The organism is Streptomyces sp. NPDC055189, assembly GCF_053606765.1.
This window is the reverse complement of record NZ_JBSGSG010000060.1, coordinates 44,579-60,310: the sequence shown is the minus strand read 5'-3', so window position 1 is coordinate 60,310 and position 15,732 is coordinate 44,579. Positions and strand designations below refer to the sequence as shown.

Genomic DNA, 15,732 nt, shown 5'->3' with positions numbered 1-15,732 from the left:
CCCTGTCGGACGGGGTGCCGGGCGGCGGCGAGTAGAACAGGCGAGCTACCGGAGCAGGCGCCTACCGGACGAAGACTCCCGCCTGGTTCGCCAGATCCAGGAAGTACTGCGGGGCCACGCCCAGGACCAGCGTCACCGCGACGCCCACCCCGATCGCCGTCATCGTCAGCGGCGAGGGCACGGCGACCGTCGGGCCGTCCGTCTTCGGCTCGCTGAAGAACATGAGCACGATCACGCGGATGTAGAAGAACGCCGCGATCGCGGACGAGATCACACCGACGACGACAAGCGCACCGGCGCCGCCCTCCGCCGCCGCCTTGAACACCGCGAACTTTCCGGCGAACCCGGAGGTCAGCGGAATGCCGGCGAAGGCGAGCAGGAAGACGGCGAAGACGGCGGCGACGAGCGGCGAGCGCCGTCCGAGCCCCGCCCACTTCGACAGGTGCGTGGCCTCGCCGCCCGCGTCCCGCACCAGCGTGACCACGGCGAACGCGCCGATCGTCACGAAGGAGTAGGCCGCGAGGTAGAAGAGCACCGACGAGATGCCGTCCGGGTTCATGGCGATGACACCGGCGAGGATGAAGCCCGCGTGCGCGATCGAGGAGTACGCGAGCAGTCGCTTGATGTCGGTCTGGGTGATCGCGACGATCGCGCCTGCCAGCATCGTGAGGATCACGACACCCCACATGACCGGCCGCCAGTCCCAGCGCAGCCCCGGCAGGACCACGTAGAGGAGCCGGAGCAGCGCGCCGAAGGCGGCCACCTTCGTCGCCGCGGCCATGAAGCCGGTCACCGGGGTGGGCGCGCCCTCGTACACGTCCGGGGTCCACATGTGGAACGGCACCGCGCCGACCTTGAAGAGCAGCCCCATGACGATCATCGCGGCACCGATCAGGAGCAGCGCGTCATTGCCCATGGTGTCGGCGAGCGCCGGGTTGACCTCCTGGACGCTGCCGTCGATGACCTTGGCGATCGTGCCGTATGACACCGAGCCCGCGTATCCGTAGAGCAGGGCGATGCCGAAGAGCAGGAACGCCGAGGAGAACGAGCCGAGCAGGAAGTACTTGACGGCGGCTTCCTGCGACATCAGGCGCTTGCGGCGGGCGAGCGCGCACAGGAGGTAGAGCGGCAGCGAGAAGACCTCAAGGGCGATGAAGAGCGTCAGGAGGTCGTTCGCCGACGGGAAGACGAGCATCCCGCCGATCGCGAAGAGCGCGAGGGGAAACACCTCGGTGGTGGTGAACCCGGCCTTCGTGGCGGCCTTTTCGCCCTCGCTGCCCGGCACGGAGCCGGCCTGCGCGGCGAACGAGTCGACGTGATTGCCGTGTGCCGCCGGGTCGAGCCGCCGCTCCGCGAAGGTGAAGATCGCCACGAGCCCCGCGAGGAGGATCGTGCCCTGCAGGAAGAGCGCGGGCCCGTCGACCGCGATGGCGCCCATCGCCGCGATGTGCGCCTTCGTCGTGCCGTACCCGGTGGCGGCGAGGCCGACGACCGCGGCGAAGGCCGCGGTGAGGGCGACGACGGCCACGAACACCTGCGCGTAGTACCGGGCTTTGCGCGGCACGAAGGCTTCGATGAGGATCCCGAGGACCGCCGCGCCGATGACGATCAACGTCGGCGACAGCTGCGCGTACTCGATGGTGGGAGTGTCGATCTTGTCGATCGCGTCCTGGGGCGCCGCGGCCGACGCCATTGTCCACAGGCTGTGGACGGCTGATGCGCTCACTTGGCCGCCTCCACGTCGGGCTTCGGGTCCTTCTGCTGTACGTCGGACATGGTGTGCTTGACCGCCGGGTTCACCAGGTCGGTGAGCGGCTTCGGGTAGACACCGAGGCCGATCAGGAGGGCGATCAGCGGGGCGACGACCAGGAGTTCACGCGCCCGCAGGTCCGGCATGGCCGAGACCTCCGGCTTCACCGGGCCCGTCATCGTCCGCTGGTAGAGGACGAGAGTGTAGAGCGCGGCGAGCACGATGCCGATGGTGGCGATGATCCCGACCACCGGATAGCGCGCGAACGCGCCCACGAGGACCAGGAATTCACTCACGAAGGGCGCGAGCCCCGGCAGTGAGAGCGTCGCGAGGCCGCCGATCAGGAAGGTGCCCGCGAGCACGGGTGCGACCTTCTGCACCCCTCCGTAGTCCGCGATGAGCCGCGAACCGCGCCGCGAGATCAGGAAGCCGGCCACCAGCATCAGCGCGGCCGTCGAGATCCCGTGGTTGACCATGTACAGCGTCGCGCCGGACTGGCCCTGCGAGGTCATCGCGAAGATGCCGAGGATGATGAACCCGAAGTGCGAGATCGACGCGTACGCCACCAGGCGCTTGATGTCGCGCTGGCCGACCGCGAGCAGGGCGCCGTAGACGATGCTGATCAGCGCGAGCACGAGGATGACCGGAGTCGCCCACTTGCTCGCCTCGGGGAAGAGCCCGAGGCAGAACCGCAGCATCGCGAAAGTGCCGACCTTGTCGACGACCGCCGTGATCAGTACGGCGACCGGGGCCGTGGCCTCGCCCATCGCGTTCGGCAGCCAGGTGTGCAGCGGCCACAGCGGCGCCTTCACCGCGAAGGCGAAGAAGAAGCCGAGGAACAGCCAGCGCTCGGTGTTGGTCGCCATCTCCAGCGAACCGTTGGCCCTCGCCTCGGTGATCTCCTGGAGCGAGAAGTTCCCCGCCACTACGTAGAGCCCGATCACCGCGGCCAGCATGATGAGGCCGCCGACCAGGTTGTAGAGCAGGAACTTCACGGCCGCGTACGAACGCTGCGCCGAGGCGTTCTCGTCGGTGCCCGAGTGGGCCCGGTCCCCGAAGCCGCCGATGAGGAAGTACATCGGGATGAGCATGGCTTCGAAGAAGATGTAGAAGAGGAAGACGTCGGTGGCCGCGAAGGAGATGATCACCATCGCCTCGACGGCCAGGATCAGGGCGAAGAAGCCCTGAGTCGGCCGCCAGCGCGAGGACTTCGTCTCCAGGGGGTCGGCGTCGTGCCAGCCCGCGAGGACGATGAAGGGGATCAGGAGCGCGGTGAGCGCGATGAGGGCGACACCGATGCCGTCGACGCCGAGCTCGTAGCGCACCCCGAATTCCGCGATCCACGCACGCGACTCGGTCAGTTGATAGCGGGCCCCGTCGGGGTCGAAGCGCACGAGCACGGTCACGGCGAGCGCGAGCGTGGCGAGCGAGACGAGCAGCGCGAGCCACTTGGCGGCGGTCCGCCGGGCGGCCGGGACGGCTGCCGTGGCGATCGCGCCGACCGCGGGCAGGACCGCCGTCGCTGTCAGGAGGGGAAAGGACATCGGTATCAGACCGCCCTCATCAGCAGGGTCGCGGCGATGAGTACCGCAACGCCGCCGAACATCGAGACCGCGTAGGAGCGGGCATAGCCGTTCTGCATCTTGCGCAGCCGTCCGGAGAGCCCGCCGACCGAAGCCGCCGTGCCGTTGACGACTCCGTCGACCAGGGTGTGGTCGACGTAGACCAGGGAGCGGGTGAGGTGCTCTCCGCCGCGGACCAGGACGACGTGGTTGAAGTCGTCCTGGAGGAGGTCGCGCCGGGCCGCCCGGGTGAGCAGCGAACCGCGCGGGGCGGTGACCGGGACGGGACGGCGGCCGTACTGGACGTAGGCGAGGGCCACACCGATGATCAGGACCACCATGGTGGCGCCCGTGACCGTGGCGGCGCTCAGCGGCGAGTCACCGTGGTCGTGGTGGGTGACCGGCTCCAGCCAGTGCATGAAGCGGTCGCCGATGCTGAAGAATCCGCCCGCGAAGACCGACCCGAAGGCGAGCACGATCATCGGGATCGTCATGGACCTGGGCGACTCGTGCGGGTGCGGTTCGTTGCCTTCCGCGTCCGGCTGCCAGCGCTTCTCTCCGAAGAAGGTCATCAGCATCACGCGCGTCATGTAGAACGCGGTGATCGCGGCGCCGAGCAGCGCGACCGAGCCGAGGATCCAGCCCTCCGTGCCGCCCTTGGCGAACGCCGCCTCGATGATCTTGTCCTTGGAGAAGAAGCCGGACAGACCGGGGAAGCCGATGATCGCCAGATAGCCCAGGCCGAAGGTCACGAAGGTGACCGGCATGTACTTCCTGAGGCCGCCGTACTTGCGCATGTCGACCTCGTCGTTCATGCCGTGCATGACCGAACCGGCCCCGAGGAACAGCCCGGCCTTGAAGAAGCCGTGCGTCACGAGGTGCATGATCGCGAAGACGTAGCCGATGGGGCCCAGGCCCGCGGCCAGGATCATGTACCCGATCTGGGACATCGTCGACCCGGCGAGTGCCTTCTTGATGTCGTCCTTGGCGCAACCGACGATCGCACCGAAGAGCAGCGTGACCGCGCCCACGACGGTGACGACGAGCTGGGCGTCCGGTGCGGCGTTGAAGATCTCGCCGGAGCGGACGATCAAGTACACGCCCGCGGTCACCATCGTCGCCGCGTGGATGAGGGCCGAGACCGGGGTCGGGCCCTCCATCGCGTCGCCGAGCCAGGACTGCAGCGGTACCTGGGCCGACTTGCCGCAGGCCGCGAGCAGCAGCATCAGGCCGATGGCCGTCAGCTTGCCCTCCGACGTCTCACCGGTGGCCTCCAGGACGGGCCCGAAGGCGAAGGTCCCGAAGGTGGTGAACATCAGCATGATGGCGATCGACAGGCCCATGTCGCCGACCCTGTTGACCAGGAAGGCCTTCTTCGCGGCGGTGGCCGCGCTGGGCTTGTGCTGCCAGAAGCCGATCAGGAGGTACGAGGCGAGACCGACGCCCTCCCAGCCGACGTACAGGAGGAGGTAGTTGTCGGCGAGGACCAGGATGAGCATCGCCGCGAGGAACAGGTTCAGATAGCCGAAGAAGCGGCGGCGCCGCTCGTCGTGCTCCATGTACCCGATGGAGTAGATGTGGATCAGTGTGCCGACACCGGTGATCAGCAGCACGAACGTCATCGACAACTGGTCGAGCTGGAAGGCGACGTCCGCCTGGAAACCCTCCACGGGGATCCAGCTGAACAGATGCTGCGACATGGAGCGCTCCTCGGCGCCCCTGCCCAGCATGTCGGCGAAGAGCACCGCACCGACGACGAAGGAGGCGGCCGCGAGCAGCGTGCCGAGCCAGTGGCCGACACGGTCCAACCGCCGCCCGCCGCACAGCAGTACGGCCGCTCCGAGCAGAGGCGCTGCCACGAGCAGCGCGATCAGGTTCTCCACTTTTCAGCGACCCCTTACAGCTTCATCAGGCTGGCGTCGTCGACCGAGGCCGAGTGACGGGAGCGGAACAGCGACACGATGATCGCGAGGCCGACCACGACTTCCGCCGCGGCGACGACCATCGTGAAGAAGGCGATGATCTGGCCGTCGAGATTGCCGTGCAGCCGCGAGAAGGCGACGAAGGCGAGGTTGCACGCGTTGAGCATCAGCTCGATACACATGAAGACCACGATCGCGTTCCGCCTGATCAGCACGCCGGTGGCGCCGATCGAGAACAACAGCGCCGCGAGATACAGGTAGTTGACCGGATTCACTTCGACGCCTCCTCGGTCTTGGACGACCGCTCGAGACGGTCCTCGGAGCGCTGCTCCAGGGCCCGCAGATCGTCCAGTGCCTCGTTCGACACGTCGCGGATCTGGCCGCGCTCACGCAGCGTCTTGTTGACCGTGAGCTCGGAGGGGGTGCCGTCGGGGAGCAGGCCCGCGACGTCCACGGCGTTGTGCCGGGCGTAGACGCCGGGGGCGGGCAGCGGCGGGAGGTGGTTGGAGCGCACGCGCTCCTCGGACATCTCGCGCTGCGTCTTGGCGCGCTCCGTGCGCTCGCGGTGGGTGAGCACCATCGCGCCGACGGTGGCGGTGATGAGCAGGGCACCGGTGATCTCGAAGGCGAAGACGTACTTCGTGAAGATGGCCTCGGCGAGGCCCTCTACGTTGCCGCCCGCGTTCGCCTTGCCGAGTCCGGTGAATTCGTTCACCGAGGCGTTCCCGATCCCCGCGAAGAGCAGGATGGCGAAGCCGAAGCCGCAGAGGCCCGCCAGCCAGCGCTGCCCCTTGATGGTCTCCTTCAGGGAGTCGGCGGCGGTGACGCCGACGAGCATGACCACGAAGAGGAAGAGCATCATGATCGCGCCCGTGTAGACGACGACCTGGACGATGCCCAGGAAGTACGCCCCGTTGGCGAGGTAGAAGACCGCCAGGATGATCATGGTCCCGGCGAGACAGAGCGCGCTGTGCACGGCCTTCTTCATGAGGATCGTGCACAGGGCGCCGATCACGGCGACCGTGCCGAGCACCCAGAACTGGACTGCCTCACCGGTGGAGGTGGTGTAGGCGGCGAGTTGGGTCATCGGTTGATCACCTCCCCCGACGCCGGCTCGGAGTCCCCGAAGGTGGAAGCGGCCTCCTGGGGCGTCTCCCCCTTGGAGAGGGCCACTTGGGGCACCGTGCCGGGCGCGGCCTCCGTCACCAGACCGCGGTAGTAGTCCTGCTCGTCCGTGCCGGGGAAGATCGAGTGCGGTGACTCGACCATGCCTTCCTCCAGGCCGGCGAGCAGCTGCTCCTTGGTGAAGATGAGCTTCTCGCGGCTGCTGTCGGCCAGCTCGAACTCGTTCGTCATCGTCAACGCGCGCGTGGGGCACGCCTCGATGCACAGGCCGCACAGGATGCAGCGGGCGTAGTTGATCTGGTAGACGCGGCCGTAACGCTCGCCCGGGGAGTAGCGCTCCTCCTCGGTGTTGTCCGCGCCCTCCACATAGATCGCGTCCGCGGGGCAGGCCCAGGCGCAGAGCTCACAGCCGATGCACTTCTCCAGGCCGTCCGGATGGCGATTGAGCTGGTGCCTGCCGTGGAAGCGGGGAGCGGTGGTCTTCTCCTGCTCCGGATACTGCTCGGTCAGCCGCTTCTTGAACATGGCCTTGAAGGTCACGCCGAAGCCCGCGACGGGGTTCTGGAACCCCTGCTTCGATTGGTTCGACTCGTGCTGCGACTGGTTGGGCTCGTTCTTCGGATCAGCCATCGGACGCCTCCTTTCCGTCACTTCCGGTTCCGTCACTTTGAGTATCCGGCCCACCACTGACAATCAACTCGCGCTCACGGCGCGGACGTCGCCTCGGTACGGGCGGCAGGCTCTGTCCGGGCAGCGGCGGGACCGGGAATCCGCCCGCCATCGGGTCGAAGGCGACCGGCTCCTCCTCGGCTGCCGCTTCTTTCTCGCGCTTGTCGCGGAAGATGTCGACGACGACGGAGAGCAACAGGAGGGCGATGACTCCGCCGCCCACATAGAGCGCGATCGAGGTGAAGTCGTACTCCTCGTTCCGCATCGCCCTGACCGTCGCCACGAGCATCAGCCAGACGACCGAGACCGGGATCAGGACCTTCCAGCCGAGCTTCATCAGCTGGTCGTAGCGGACGCGTGGCAGCGTGCCGCGCAGCCAGATGAAGAAGAACAGCAGCAGCTGGACCTTGATCACGAACCAGAGCATCGGCCACCAGCCGTGGTTCGCGCCCTCCCAGAAGGTGCTGATCGGATACGGGGCCCGCCAGCCGCCCAGGAAGAGGGTGACGGAAACCGCCGAGACGGTGACCATGTTGACGTACTCGGCGAGCATGAACAGCGCGAACTTGATCGAGGAGTACTCGGTGTTGAAGCCGCCGACGAGGTCGCCCTCGGACTCCGGCATGTCGAACGGAGCGCGGTTGGTCTCACCGATCATCGTCACGATGTAGATCAGGAACGAGACGGGCAGCAGCAGGACGTACCAGCGGTCGGCCTGCGCCTCCACGATCGCCGAGGTCGACATCGACCCGGAGTAGAGGAACACCGAGGCGAACGCGGCGCCCATCGCGATCTCGTACGAGATCATCTGCGCGCAGGAGCGCAGACCGCCGAGGAGCGGATAGGTCGAACCGGAGCTCCAGCCCGCGAGCACGATGCCGTAGATGCCGACCGAGGCGACCGCGAGGATGTAGAGCATCGCGATCGGCAGGTCGGTGAGCTGCATCGTCGTGCGCTGGCCGAAGATGGAGATCTCGTTGCCCGCGGGCCCGAAGGGGATCACCGCGATCGCCATGAAGGCCGGGATGGCCGCGACGATCGGCGCGAGGATGTACACCACCTTGTCGGCGCGCTTGACGATCAGGTCTTCCTTGAGCATCAGCTTGATGCCGTCCGCGAGGGACTGCAGCATGCCCCAGGGGCCGTGCCGGTTGGGTCCGATGCGCAGCTGCATCCAGGCGACGACCTTGCGCTCCCACACGATGGAGAAGAGCACCGTCACCATCAGGAACGCGAAGCAGAAGACCGCCTTGACGGCGACCAGCCACCACGGGTCACGGCCGAACATGGACAGGTCTTCCGCCGCAAGCGGCACCACGGTGTGCATCACGACGTCACCTCCGGGGCCTGTGAGGGCTCCGGCAGGAGCGCCGGGCCGATGCGGACGAGATCGCCGGGGCGCGCGCCGGTGTCGGAAGTGACGCCACCCCCGGTCGAGTTCAGCGGCAGCCACACCACGCGGTCGGGCATCTCGGTGACCAGGAGTGGCAGTTCGCTCGCCCCTGCGGGCCCGGTGACGGCCAGGACGTCGCCGTCCTTGACGCCCGCCTCGGCCGCGGTGGCCGCCGAGAGCCGGGCGACCGCCGCGTGCCGCGTACCGGCAAGCGCTTCGTCGCCCTCCTGGAGACGGCCCCGGTCGAGCAGCAGCCGGTGCCCCGCGAGAACGGCCTCTCCGGAGGCGGGCCTCGGCGGCTGAGCACCCGTCTCCAGGGGCTCCACGGCGTGCGTGCCCTCCCAGCCGCCGAGCCGGTCGAGCTCGCGCCGGGCGGTCGCCAGGTCGGGAAGGCCCAGGTGTACGTCCCCGGCGTCGGCCAGCATGTGCAGCACACGCGCGTCCGTCGGGGCCAGCGTGCGTGTCATGTGGTCGGGCTTGAGCGCGGCATCGAACATCCGCGCCCTGCCTTCCCAGTTGAGGAAGGTGCCGGGCTTCTCCGCGACCGCGGCCACCGGGAACACCACGTCGGCGTGTTCGGTGACCTCACTGGGCCGCAGTTCGAGCGAGACCAGGAAGCCGACCTCGGAGAGCGCTTCACGCGCGCGTGCCGGGTCGGGAAGGTCGGCGACCTCCACGCCGGCCACCAGGAGAGCGCCCAGTTCGCCGGTCGCGGCGGCCTCGACGATCTGGCCGGTGTCGCGGCCGTAGCGGTGCGGGAGTTCGGCGACGCGCCAGGCGGCGGCGACCTCGTCCCGCGCGCGCGGGTCGGTGGAAGGCCGCCCGCCGGGCAGCAGCGAAGGCAGCGCGCCCGCCTCGATGGCGCCGCGCTCCCCCGCCCGGCGCGGCATCCACACCAGCCGCGCACCGGTCGCGGACGCGGCCCGTACGGCGGCGGTGAGCCCGCCCGCCACGGAGGCGAGACGCTCGCCGACCACGATCACCGCGCCCGGGGAGCGCAGCGACTCGGCCGCCGTGGCACCCTCGCCCTCCAGCCCGACCCCGCCGGAGCCGGAGAGGGCGTCGAGCCACTCCGTCTCGGTGCCGGGAGCCGCCGGCAGCAGCGTGCCGCCCGCCTTCTCCAGACCGCGCGTCTGGTGCGTCGCCAGGGAGAACGTCCGCTGGCCGTGCTTGCGCCAGGCCTTGCGCAGCCGCAGGAAGATGCCGGGCGCCTCCTCCTCGGACTCAAGTCCGACGAGCAGGACGGCGGGTGCCTTCTCCACCTCCGCGTACGTGACTCCGGAGCCGTCGAGATCCCGGCCCCGGCCCGCCACGCGTGCGGCGAGGAAGTCGGCCTCCTCGCTGCTGTGCACGCGCGCGCGGAAGTCGATGTCGTTCGTGTCGAGCGCCACGCGCGCGTACTTGCTGTACGCGTAGGCGTCCTCGACCGTGAGACGCCCGCCGGTCAGCACACCGGCCCGGCCGCGCGCGGCGGCGAGTCCGTTGGCCGCGGCTTCGAGAGCCTCGGGCCAGCTGGCCGTCTCCAGTTCACCGGTCTCGGAGTTGCGCACCAGCGGCGTGGTGAGGCGGTCCGGCTTCTGCGCGTAACGGAAGCCGAAGCGCCCCTTGTCGCAGAGCCACTCCTCGTTGACCTCGGGGTCGTCCGCCGCGAGGCGCCGCATGACCTTGCCGCGCCGGTGGTCGGTGCGGGTCGCGCAGCCGCCCGCGCAGTGCTCGCAGACCGAGGGCGACGACACCAGGTCGAAGGGCCGCGAGCGGAAGCGATACGCCGCCGAGGTCAGCGCGCCGACCGGGCAGATCTGGATCGTGTTCCCGGAGAAGTACGACTCGAAGGGGTCGCCCTCGCCCGTGCCGACCTGCTGGAGCGCACCGCGCTCGATCAGCTCGATCATCGGGTCGCCCGCGATCTGGTTCGAGAACCGGGTGCATCGCGCGCACAGCACGCACCGCTCGCGGTCGAGAAGCACCTGCGTGGAGATCGGCACCGGCTTCTCGTACGTCCGCTTCTTGCCCTCGAAGCGGGAGTCCGGGTCGCCGACCTGCATCGCCTGGTTCTGCAGGGGGCACTCGCCGCCCTTGTCGCAGACCGGGCAGTCCAGCGGGTGGTTGATGAGGAGCAGCTCCATCACACCGCGCTGGGCCTTCTCGGCCACCGGCGAGGAGAGCTGCGACTTCACGACCATGCCGTCGGTGCAGGTGATGGTGCAGGAGGCCATCGGCTTGCGCTGGCCCTCCACCTCGACGATGCACTGGCGGCAGGCGCCCGCCGGGTCGAGCAGCGGGTGGTCGCAGAACCGGGGGATCTCGATGCCGAGGAGCTCGGCGGCCCGGATGACCAGCGTCCCCTTGGGGACGCTGATCTCGATGCCGTCGATCGTCAGCGACACGAGATCTTCCGGCGGAACCGCCGCCTCGCCGCCTCCGGAGGGAGCGCTGTTCGTGGTCACTGTCATGCGTTCACCTCCGAATGTGCGGCGGGCCTGTCGGCCCAGAGAGTCGACTTGGCCGGGTCGAACGGGCAGCCCTTGCCGGTGATGTGCTGCTCGTACTCCTCGCGGAAGTACTTGAGCGAGGAGAAGATCGGCGAAGCGGCGCCGTCACCGAGGGCGCAGAACGACTTGCCGTTGATGTTGTCGGCGATGTCGTTGAGCTTGTCGAGGTCGGCCATGACGCCCTTGCCGGCCTCGATGTCGCGGAGCAACTGCACCAGCCAGTACGTTCCTTCGCGGCAGGGCGTGCACTTGCCGCAGGACTCGTGGGCGTAGAACTCGGTCCAGCGCGTGACCGCCCGTACGACACAGGTCGTCTCGTCGAAGCACTGCAGGGCCTTCGTGCCGAGCATCGACCCGGCGGCGCCCACTCCCTCGTAGTCCAGCGGGACATCGAGGTGCTCGTCGGTGAACATCGGCGTCGACGAGCCGCCGGGCGTCCAGAACTTGAGCCGGTGTCCTGCCCTGATCCCGCCGCTCATGTCGAGCAGCTGGCGCAGCGTGATGCCGAGCGGGGCCTCGTACTGGCCGGGACTGGTGACGTGGCCGCTCAGCGAATAGAGCGTGAAACCGGGGGACTTCTCGCTCCCCATCGATTTGAACCAGTCTTTTCCGCGATTCAGGATCGCGGGAACCGACGCGATGGATTCGACGTTATTGACAACAGTGGGGCATGCGTAGAGGCCCGCGATGGCCGGGAAAGGGGGACGCAGTCGCGGCTGGCCACGGCGGCCTTCGAGCGAGTCGAGCAGCGCGGTCTCCTCACCACAGATGTACGCGCCCGCGCCCGCGTGCACGGTGAGTTCGAGGTCGAGTCCGCTGCCCAGGATGTTCTCGCCCAGGAATCCCGCCTCTTTCGCCTCACGCACGGCCTCGTGCAACCGCCTGAGCACGGGGACGACTTCACCGCGCAGGTAGATGAAGGCATGCGAAGAACGGATCGCGTAACAGGCGATCACAATGCCCTCGATGAGGCTATGCGGGTTCGCGAAGAGGAGCGGGATGTCCTTACAGGTCCCCGGCTCCGATTCGTCGGCGTTGACAACTAGATAGTGCGGCTTTCCATCTCCCTGCGGAATGAACTGCCATTTCATTCCGGTGGGGAATCCCGCGCCGCCACGGCCGCGCAGACCGGAGTCCTTCACGTACGCGATGAGGTCGTCCGGCGCCATGGCCAGTGCCTTGCGCAGGCCCTCGTACCCCTCGTGCCGCCGGTAGGTCTCCAGCGTCCAGGACTTCTCCTCGTCCCAGAACGCCGAAAGGACCGGCGCGAGCAGTTTCTCGGGGCTCGTCTCGTTGTCGATCTCGGCTGCCAAGGTCATCACTCCCCCTCCTCGGCGGTCGGTCCGGCCGGGTGGGCCGGGTCGGATGCCGAGGTCTCCTGCGGTGCGTCGTGCGAGCTGAGGTGCTCGGCGGGCACCTCGTCCTGCGGGCCGCCCGTGCGCGGGTGGACCACGCGCGGCTGCGGCAGATCGCCCTTGGCCAGGCGCAGTCCGATCAGCGAGGCAGGGCCCGCGCCGCCGCTCGCCTCGACGGCGCCGGCACGCTCGTCCGGGAAGCCCGCCAGAATCCGGGCCGTCTCCTTGTACGTGCACAAGGGGGCGCCGCGGGTCGGCTCGACCTGCACGCCCGCGCGCAGGTCGTCGACGAGCCGCTTGGCCGTCTCGGGAGTCTGGTTGTCGAAGAACTCCCAGTTGACCATCACGACGGGAGCGAAGTCACAGGCCGCGTTGCACTCGATGTGCTCCAGCGTGACCTTGCCGTCCTCTGTGGTCCCTTCGTTGCCGACGCCCAGGTGTTCCTGGAGCTGTTCGAAGATCGCGTCGCCGCCCATGACGGCGCACAGCGTGTTCGTGCAGACGCCGACCTGGTAGTCCCCGGAGGGCTTGCGCCGGTACATCGTGTAGAAGGTCGCGACCGCGGTGACCTCGGCGGTGGTCAGGCCGAGCACCTCCGCACAGAAGGCCATGCCCGTGCGCGTGACGTGGCCCTCCTCGGACTGCACGAGGTGCAGCAGCGGGAGCAGCGCGGACCGGGAGTCCGGGTAGCGGGAGATGACCTCCTTGGCGTCCGCGTCGAGCCTGGCCCGTACGTCGGCCGGGAAGTCGGGGGCGGGGAGTTGGGGCATGCCCAGGCTGACGCCCGTGCCCTGCTGGGGAGTGGTGGTCACCGGTCGACGCCTCCCATCACGGGGTCGATGGACGCGACGGCGACGATGACGTCGGCGACCTGGCCGCCCTCGCACATCGCCGCCATGGCCTGCAGGTTGGTGAAGGACGGGTCGCGGAAGTGGACCCGGTAGGGGCGGGTGCCGCCGTCGGAGACGACGTGCACGCCGAGTTCGCCCTTGGGCGACTCGACCGCGGTGTACGCCTGCCCGGCCGGGACCCTGAAGCCCTCGGTCACCAGCTTGAAGTGGTGGATCAGGGCCTCCATGGAGGTGCCCATGATCTTCTTGATGTGGTCGAGCGAGTTGCCCAGGCCGTCCGGGCCGAGCGCGAGCTGCGCGGGCCAGGCGATCTTCTTGTCGCCGACCATGACCGGACCCGGCTCCAGGCGGTCCAGGCACTGTTCGACGATGCGCAGCGACTGGCGCATCTCCTCCAGGCGGATCAGGAAGCGTCCGTAGGAGTCGGCGGTGTCGGCGGTCGGGACGTCGAACTCGTAGTTCTCGTAGCCGCAGTACGGATCCGACTTGCGCAGGTCGTGCGGCAGGCCCGCCGAGCGCAGGACCGGACCCGTGGCACCGAGAGCCATGCAGCCGGCGAGGTCGAGATAGCCGACGTCCTGCATGCGGGCCTTGAAGATGGGGTTCCCGGTGGCGAGCTTGTCGTACTCGCCGAGGTTCTTGCGCATCTTCTTCACGAACTCGCGCATCTGGTCCACCGCACCCGGCGGCAGGTCCTGGGCGAGTCCGCCGGGCCGGATGTACGCGTGGTTCATGCGCAGGCCGGTGATCAGCTCGAAGATGTCGAGAACGAGTTCACGATCGCGGAAGCCGTAGATCATGATCGTCGTCGCGCCCAGCTCCATGCCGCCGGTGGCGATGCACACCAGGTGCGAGGAGAGCCGGTTGAGCTCCATCAGGAGCACGCGGATGACCGAGGCGCGGTCCGGGATCTGGTCCTCGATGCCGAGGAGCTTCTCGACCCCGAGGCAGTACGCCGTCTCGTTGAAGAACGGCGTCAGGTAGTCCATGCGCGTGACGAACGTCGTGCCCTGCGTCCACGTGCGGTACTCGAGGTTCTTCTCGATGCCCGTGTGCAGATAGCCGATGCCGCAGCGGGCCTCGGAGACGGTCTCGCCCTCGATCTCCAGGATGAGCCGGAGCACACCGTGGGTGGAGGGGTGCTGCGGACCCATGTTGACGATGATGCGCTCGTCGTCGGACCTGGCCGCGGACTGGACGACCTCGTCCCAGTCGCCGCCGGTGACCGTATATACGGTCCCCTCGGTCGTCTCTCGGGAAGAACCCAGCGTCCCGGAGGGACTCGTTGAGGGGTGGTGGTCGGGCGACGGGTGGGAGGAAGCGTGAGAAGTGGACATCAGCTGTACGACCTCCGCTGGTCCGGAGCCGGGATCTGGGCGCCCTTGTACTCGACGGCGATGCCGCCGAGCGGGTAGTCCTTGCGCTGCGGGAAGCCCTGCCAGTCGTCCGGCATCATGATCCGCGTCAGCGCCGGGTGACCGTCGAAGATCAGGCCGAAGAAGTCGTACGCCTCGCGCTCGTGCCAGTCGTTCGTCGGATAGACCGTGACCAGCGAGGGGACGTGCGGATCGGCGTCAGGGGCACTGACTTCGAGCCGGATCAGGCGGTTGTGGGTGATCGAGCGCAAGTGATAGACGGCGTGCAGCTCGCGGCCCTTGTCCTCGAGGAAGTGCACCCCCGAGACGCCCGTACAGAGCTCGAACCGCAGGGCCGGGTCGTCGCGCAGGGTCTGGGCGACCCGGACGAGGTGCTCGCGCGCGATGTGGAAGGTCAGCTCGTCGCGGTCGACGACCGTCTTCTCGATCGCGTTCTCCGGGAGGAGCCCCTGCTCTTCGAGGGCCCCCTCCAGTTCGTCCGCCACTTCGTCGAACCAGCCGCCGTAGGGGCGCGCGGTGGCGCCCGGCAGGGTGACCGTCCGCACCAGGCCGCCGTAACCGGACGTGTCGCCGCCGTTGTTGGCGCCGAACATGCCCTTGCGTACGCCGATGACCTTGCCGGCCTCGTCCCGGGGGGCCGGGACGCCGTTCCCGTTGAGGTGTTCGTCAGGCGCGTCGCTCACCGCAGCAGCCCCTTCATCTCGATGGTGGGGAGCGCCTTGAGGGCCGCCTCCTCCGCCTCGCGGGCCGCTTCCTCGGCGTTGACCCCGAGCTTGCCGCCCTGGATCTTCTGGTGGAGCTTGAGGATCGCGTCCATCAACATCTCCGGCCGCGGCGGACAGCCGGGCAAATAGATGTCAACAGGGACAATGTGGTCCACGCCCTGCACAATCGCGTAATTGTTGAACATCCCGCCCGATGAAGCGCAAACCCCCATGGAAATGACCCACTTGGGGTTGGGCATCTGGTCATAGACCTGCCGCAGGACCGGCGCCATCTTCTGGCTCACGCGTCCGGCCACGATCATCAGATCGGCCTGCCGCGGCGAACCGCGGAAGACCTCCATGCCGAAGCGGGCCAGGTCATAGCGACCGGCCCCCGTCGTCATCATCTCGATCGCGCAGCACGCGAGGCCGAAGGTCGCGGGGAAGACGGATGACTTGCGCACCCAGCCCGCGGCCTGTTCGACGGTGGTCAGCAGAAATCCGCTCGGCAGTTTCTCTTCGAGTCCCATGCT

General features: G+C 68.4%; 13 protein-coding genes. All 13 read right to left on the bottom strand.

All coding sequences use genetic code 11. From position 1 onward, the window contains the following. Positions 1-61 precede the first annotated feature (61 nt). Genes nuoN through ACWFR3_RS32160 form a run of 13 tightly spaced genes read right to left on the bottom strand, consistent with a single transcriptional unit; the run spans position 62 to position 15,729 of the window. On the bottom strand, positions 62-1,726 hold the full coding sequence (gene nuoN / locus ACWFR3_RS32220; RefSeq protein ID WP_453738195.1) for an NADH-quinone oxidoreductase subunit NuoN: 1,665 nt from the start codon (positions 1,724-1,726) through the stop codon (positions 62-64). Then, on the bottom strand, positions 1,723-3,294 hold the full coding sequence (locus ACWFR3_RS32215; RefSeq protein WP_453738194.1) for an NADH-quinone oxidoreductase subunit M: 1,572 nt from the start codon (positions 3,292-3,294) through the stop codon (positions 1,723-1,725). Before ACWFR3_RS32215 ends, nuoN begins: the two co-directional genes overlap by 4 nt. A 5-nt stretch (positions 3,295-3,299) precedes the next feature. Next, positions 3,300-5,195, bottom strand: a complete 1,896-nt coding sequence (nuoL, locus tag ACWFR3_RS32210; RefSeq protein WP_453738193.1) for an NADH-quinone oxidoreductase subunit L — start codon at positions 5,193-5,195, stop codon at positions 3,300-3,302. A 14-nt stretch (positions 5,196-5,209) separates the two neighbouring features. Further along, positions 5,210-5,509: an NADH-quinone oxidoreductase subunit NuoK gene (gene nuoK, locus ACWFR3_RS32205; RefSeq protein ID WP_249588397.1), complete on the bottom strand. Its 300-nt coding sequence runs from the start codon at positions 5,507-5,509 to the stop codon at positions 5,210-5,212. After that, positions 5,506-6,321, bottom strand: coding sequence for an NADH-quinone oxidoreductase subunit J (locus ACWFR3_RS32200; protein WP_453738192.1), 816 nt, complete (start codon positions 6,319-6,321; stop codon positions 5,506-5,508). The genes nuoK and ACWFR3_RS32200 overlap by 4 nt, the downstream gene beginning before the upstream one ends. Further along, positions 6,318-6,989: an NADH-quinone oxidoreductase subunit NuoI gene (gene nuoI / locus ACWFR3_RS32195; RefSeq protein WP_453738191.1), complete on the bottom strand. Its 672-nt coding sequence runs from the start codon at positions 6,987-6,989 to the stop codon at positions 6,318-6,320. Before nuoI ends, ACWFR3_RS32200 begins: the two co-directional genes overlap by 4 nt. Next, positions 6,982-8,355 (bottom strand): NADH-quinone oxidoreductase subunit NuoH, encoded by a 1,374-nt coding sequence (gene nuoH, locus ACWFR3_RS32190; protein ID WP_453738197.1) that lies wholly within the window; start codon positions 8,353-8,355, stop codon positions 6,982-6,984. Before nuoH ends, nuoI begins: the two co-directional genes overlap by 8 nt. Beyond that, positions 8,355-10,874, bottom strand: coding sequence for an NADH-quinone oxidoreductase subunit G (locus tag ACWFR3_RS32185; protein ID WP_453738190.1), 2,520 nt, complete (start codon positions 10,872-10,874; stop codon positions 8,355-8,357). Before ACWFR3_RS32185 ends, nuoH begins: the two co-directional genes overlap by 1 nt. Beyond that, a complete protein-coding gene (gene nuoF / locus ACWFR3_RS32180) occupies positions 10,871-12,232 on the bottom strand; it encodes an NADH-quinone oxidoreductase subunit NuoF (RefSeq protein ID WP_453738189.1) in 1,362 nt (453 codons plus the stop codon). The genes ACWFR3_RS32185 and nuoF overlap by 4 nt, the downstream gene beginning before the upstream one ends. Beyond that, positions 12,232-13,038, bottom strand: coding sequence for an NADH-quinone oxidoreductase subunit NuoE (gene nuoE / locus ACWFR3_RS32175; RefSeq protein WP_453738196.1), 807 nt, complete (start codon positions 13,036-13,038; stop codon positions 12,232-12,234). The genes nuoF and nuoE overlap by 1 nt, the downstream gene beginning before the upstream one ends. Positions 13,039-13,076: 38 nt before the next feature. Further along, entirely contained in the window at positions 13,077-14,456 is a 1,380-nt protein-coding gene (locus tag ACWFR3_RS32170; protein ID WP_453738188.1) for an NADH-quinone oxidoreductase subunit D, read from the bottom strand. Further along, positions 14,456-15,178: an NADH-quinone oxidoreductase subunit C gene (locus ACWFR3_RS32165; protein ID WP_453738187.1), complete on the bottom strand. Its 723-nt coding sequence runs from the start codon at positions 15,176-15,178 to the stop codon at positions 14,456-14,458. Before ACWFR3_RS32165 ends, ACWFR3_RS32170 begins: the two co-directional genes overlap by 1 nt. Continuing rightward, on the bottom strand, positions 15,175-15,729 hold the full coding sequence (locus ACWFR3_RS32160) for a NuoB/complex I 20 kDa subunit family protein (RefSeq protein WP_160506582.1): 555 nt from the start codon (positions 15,727-15,729) through the stop codon (positions 15,175-15,177). The genes ACWFR3_RS32165 and ACWFR3_RS32160 overlap by 4 nt, the downstream gene beginning before the upstream one ends. Positions 15,730-15,732: the final 3 nt, after the last annotated feature.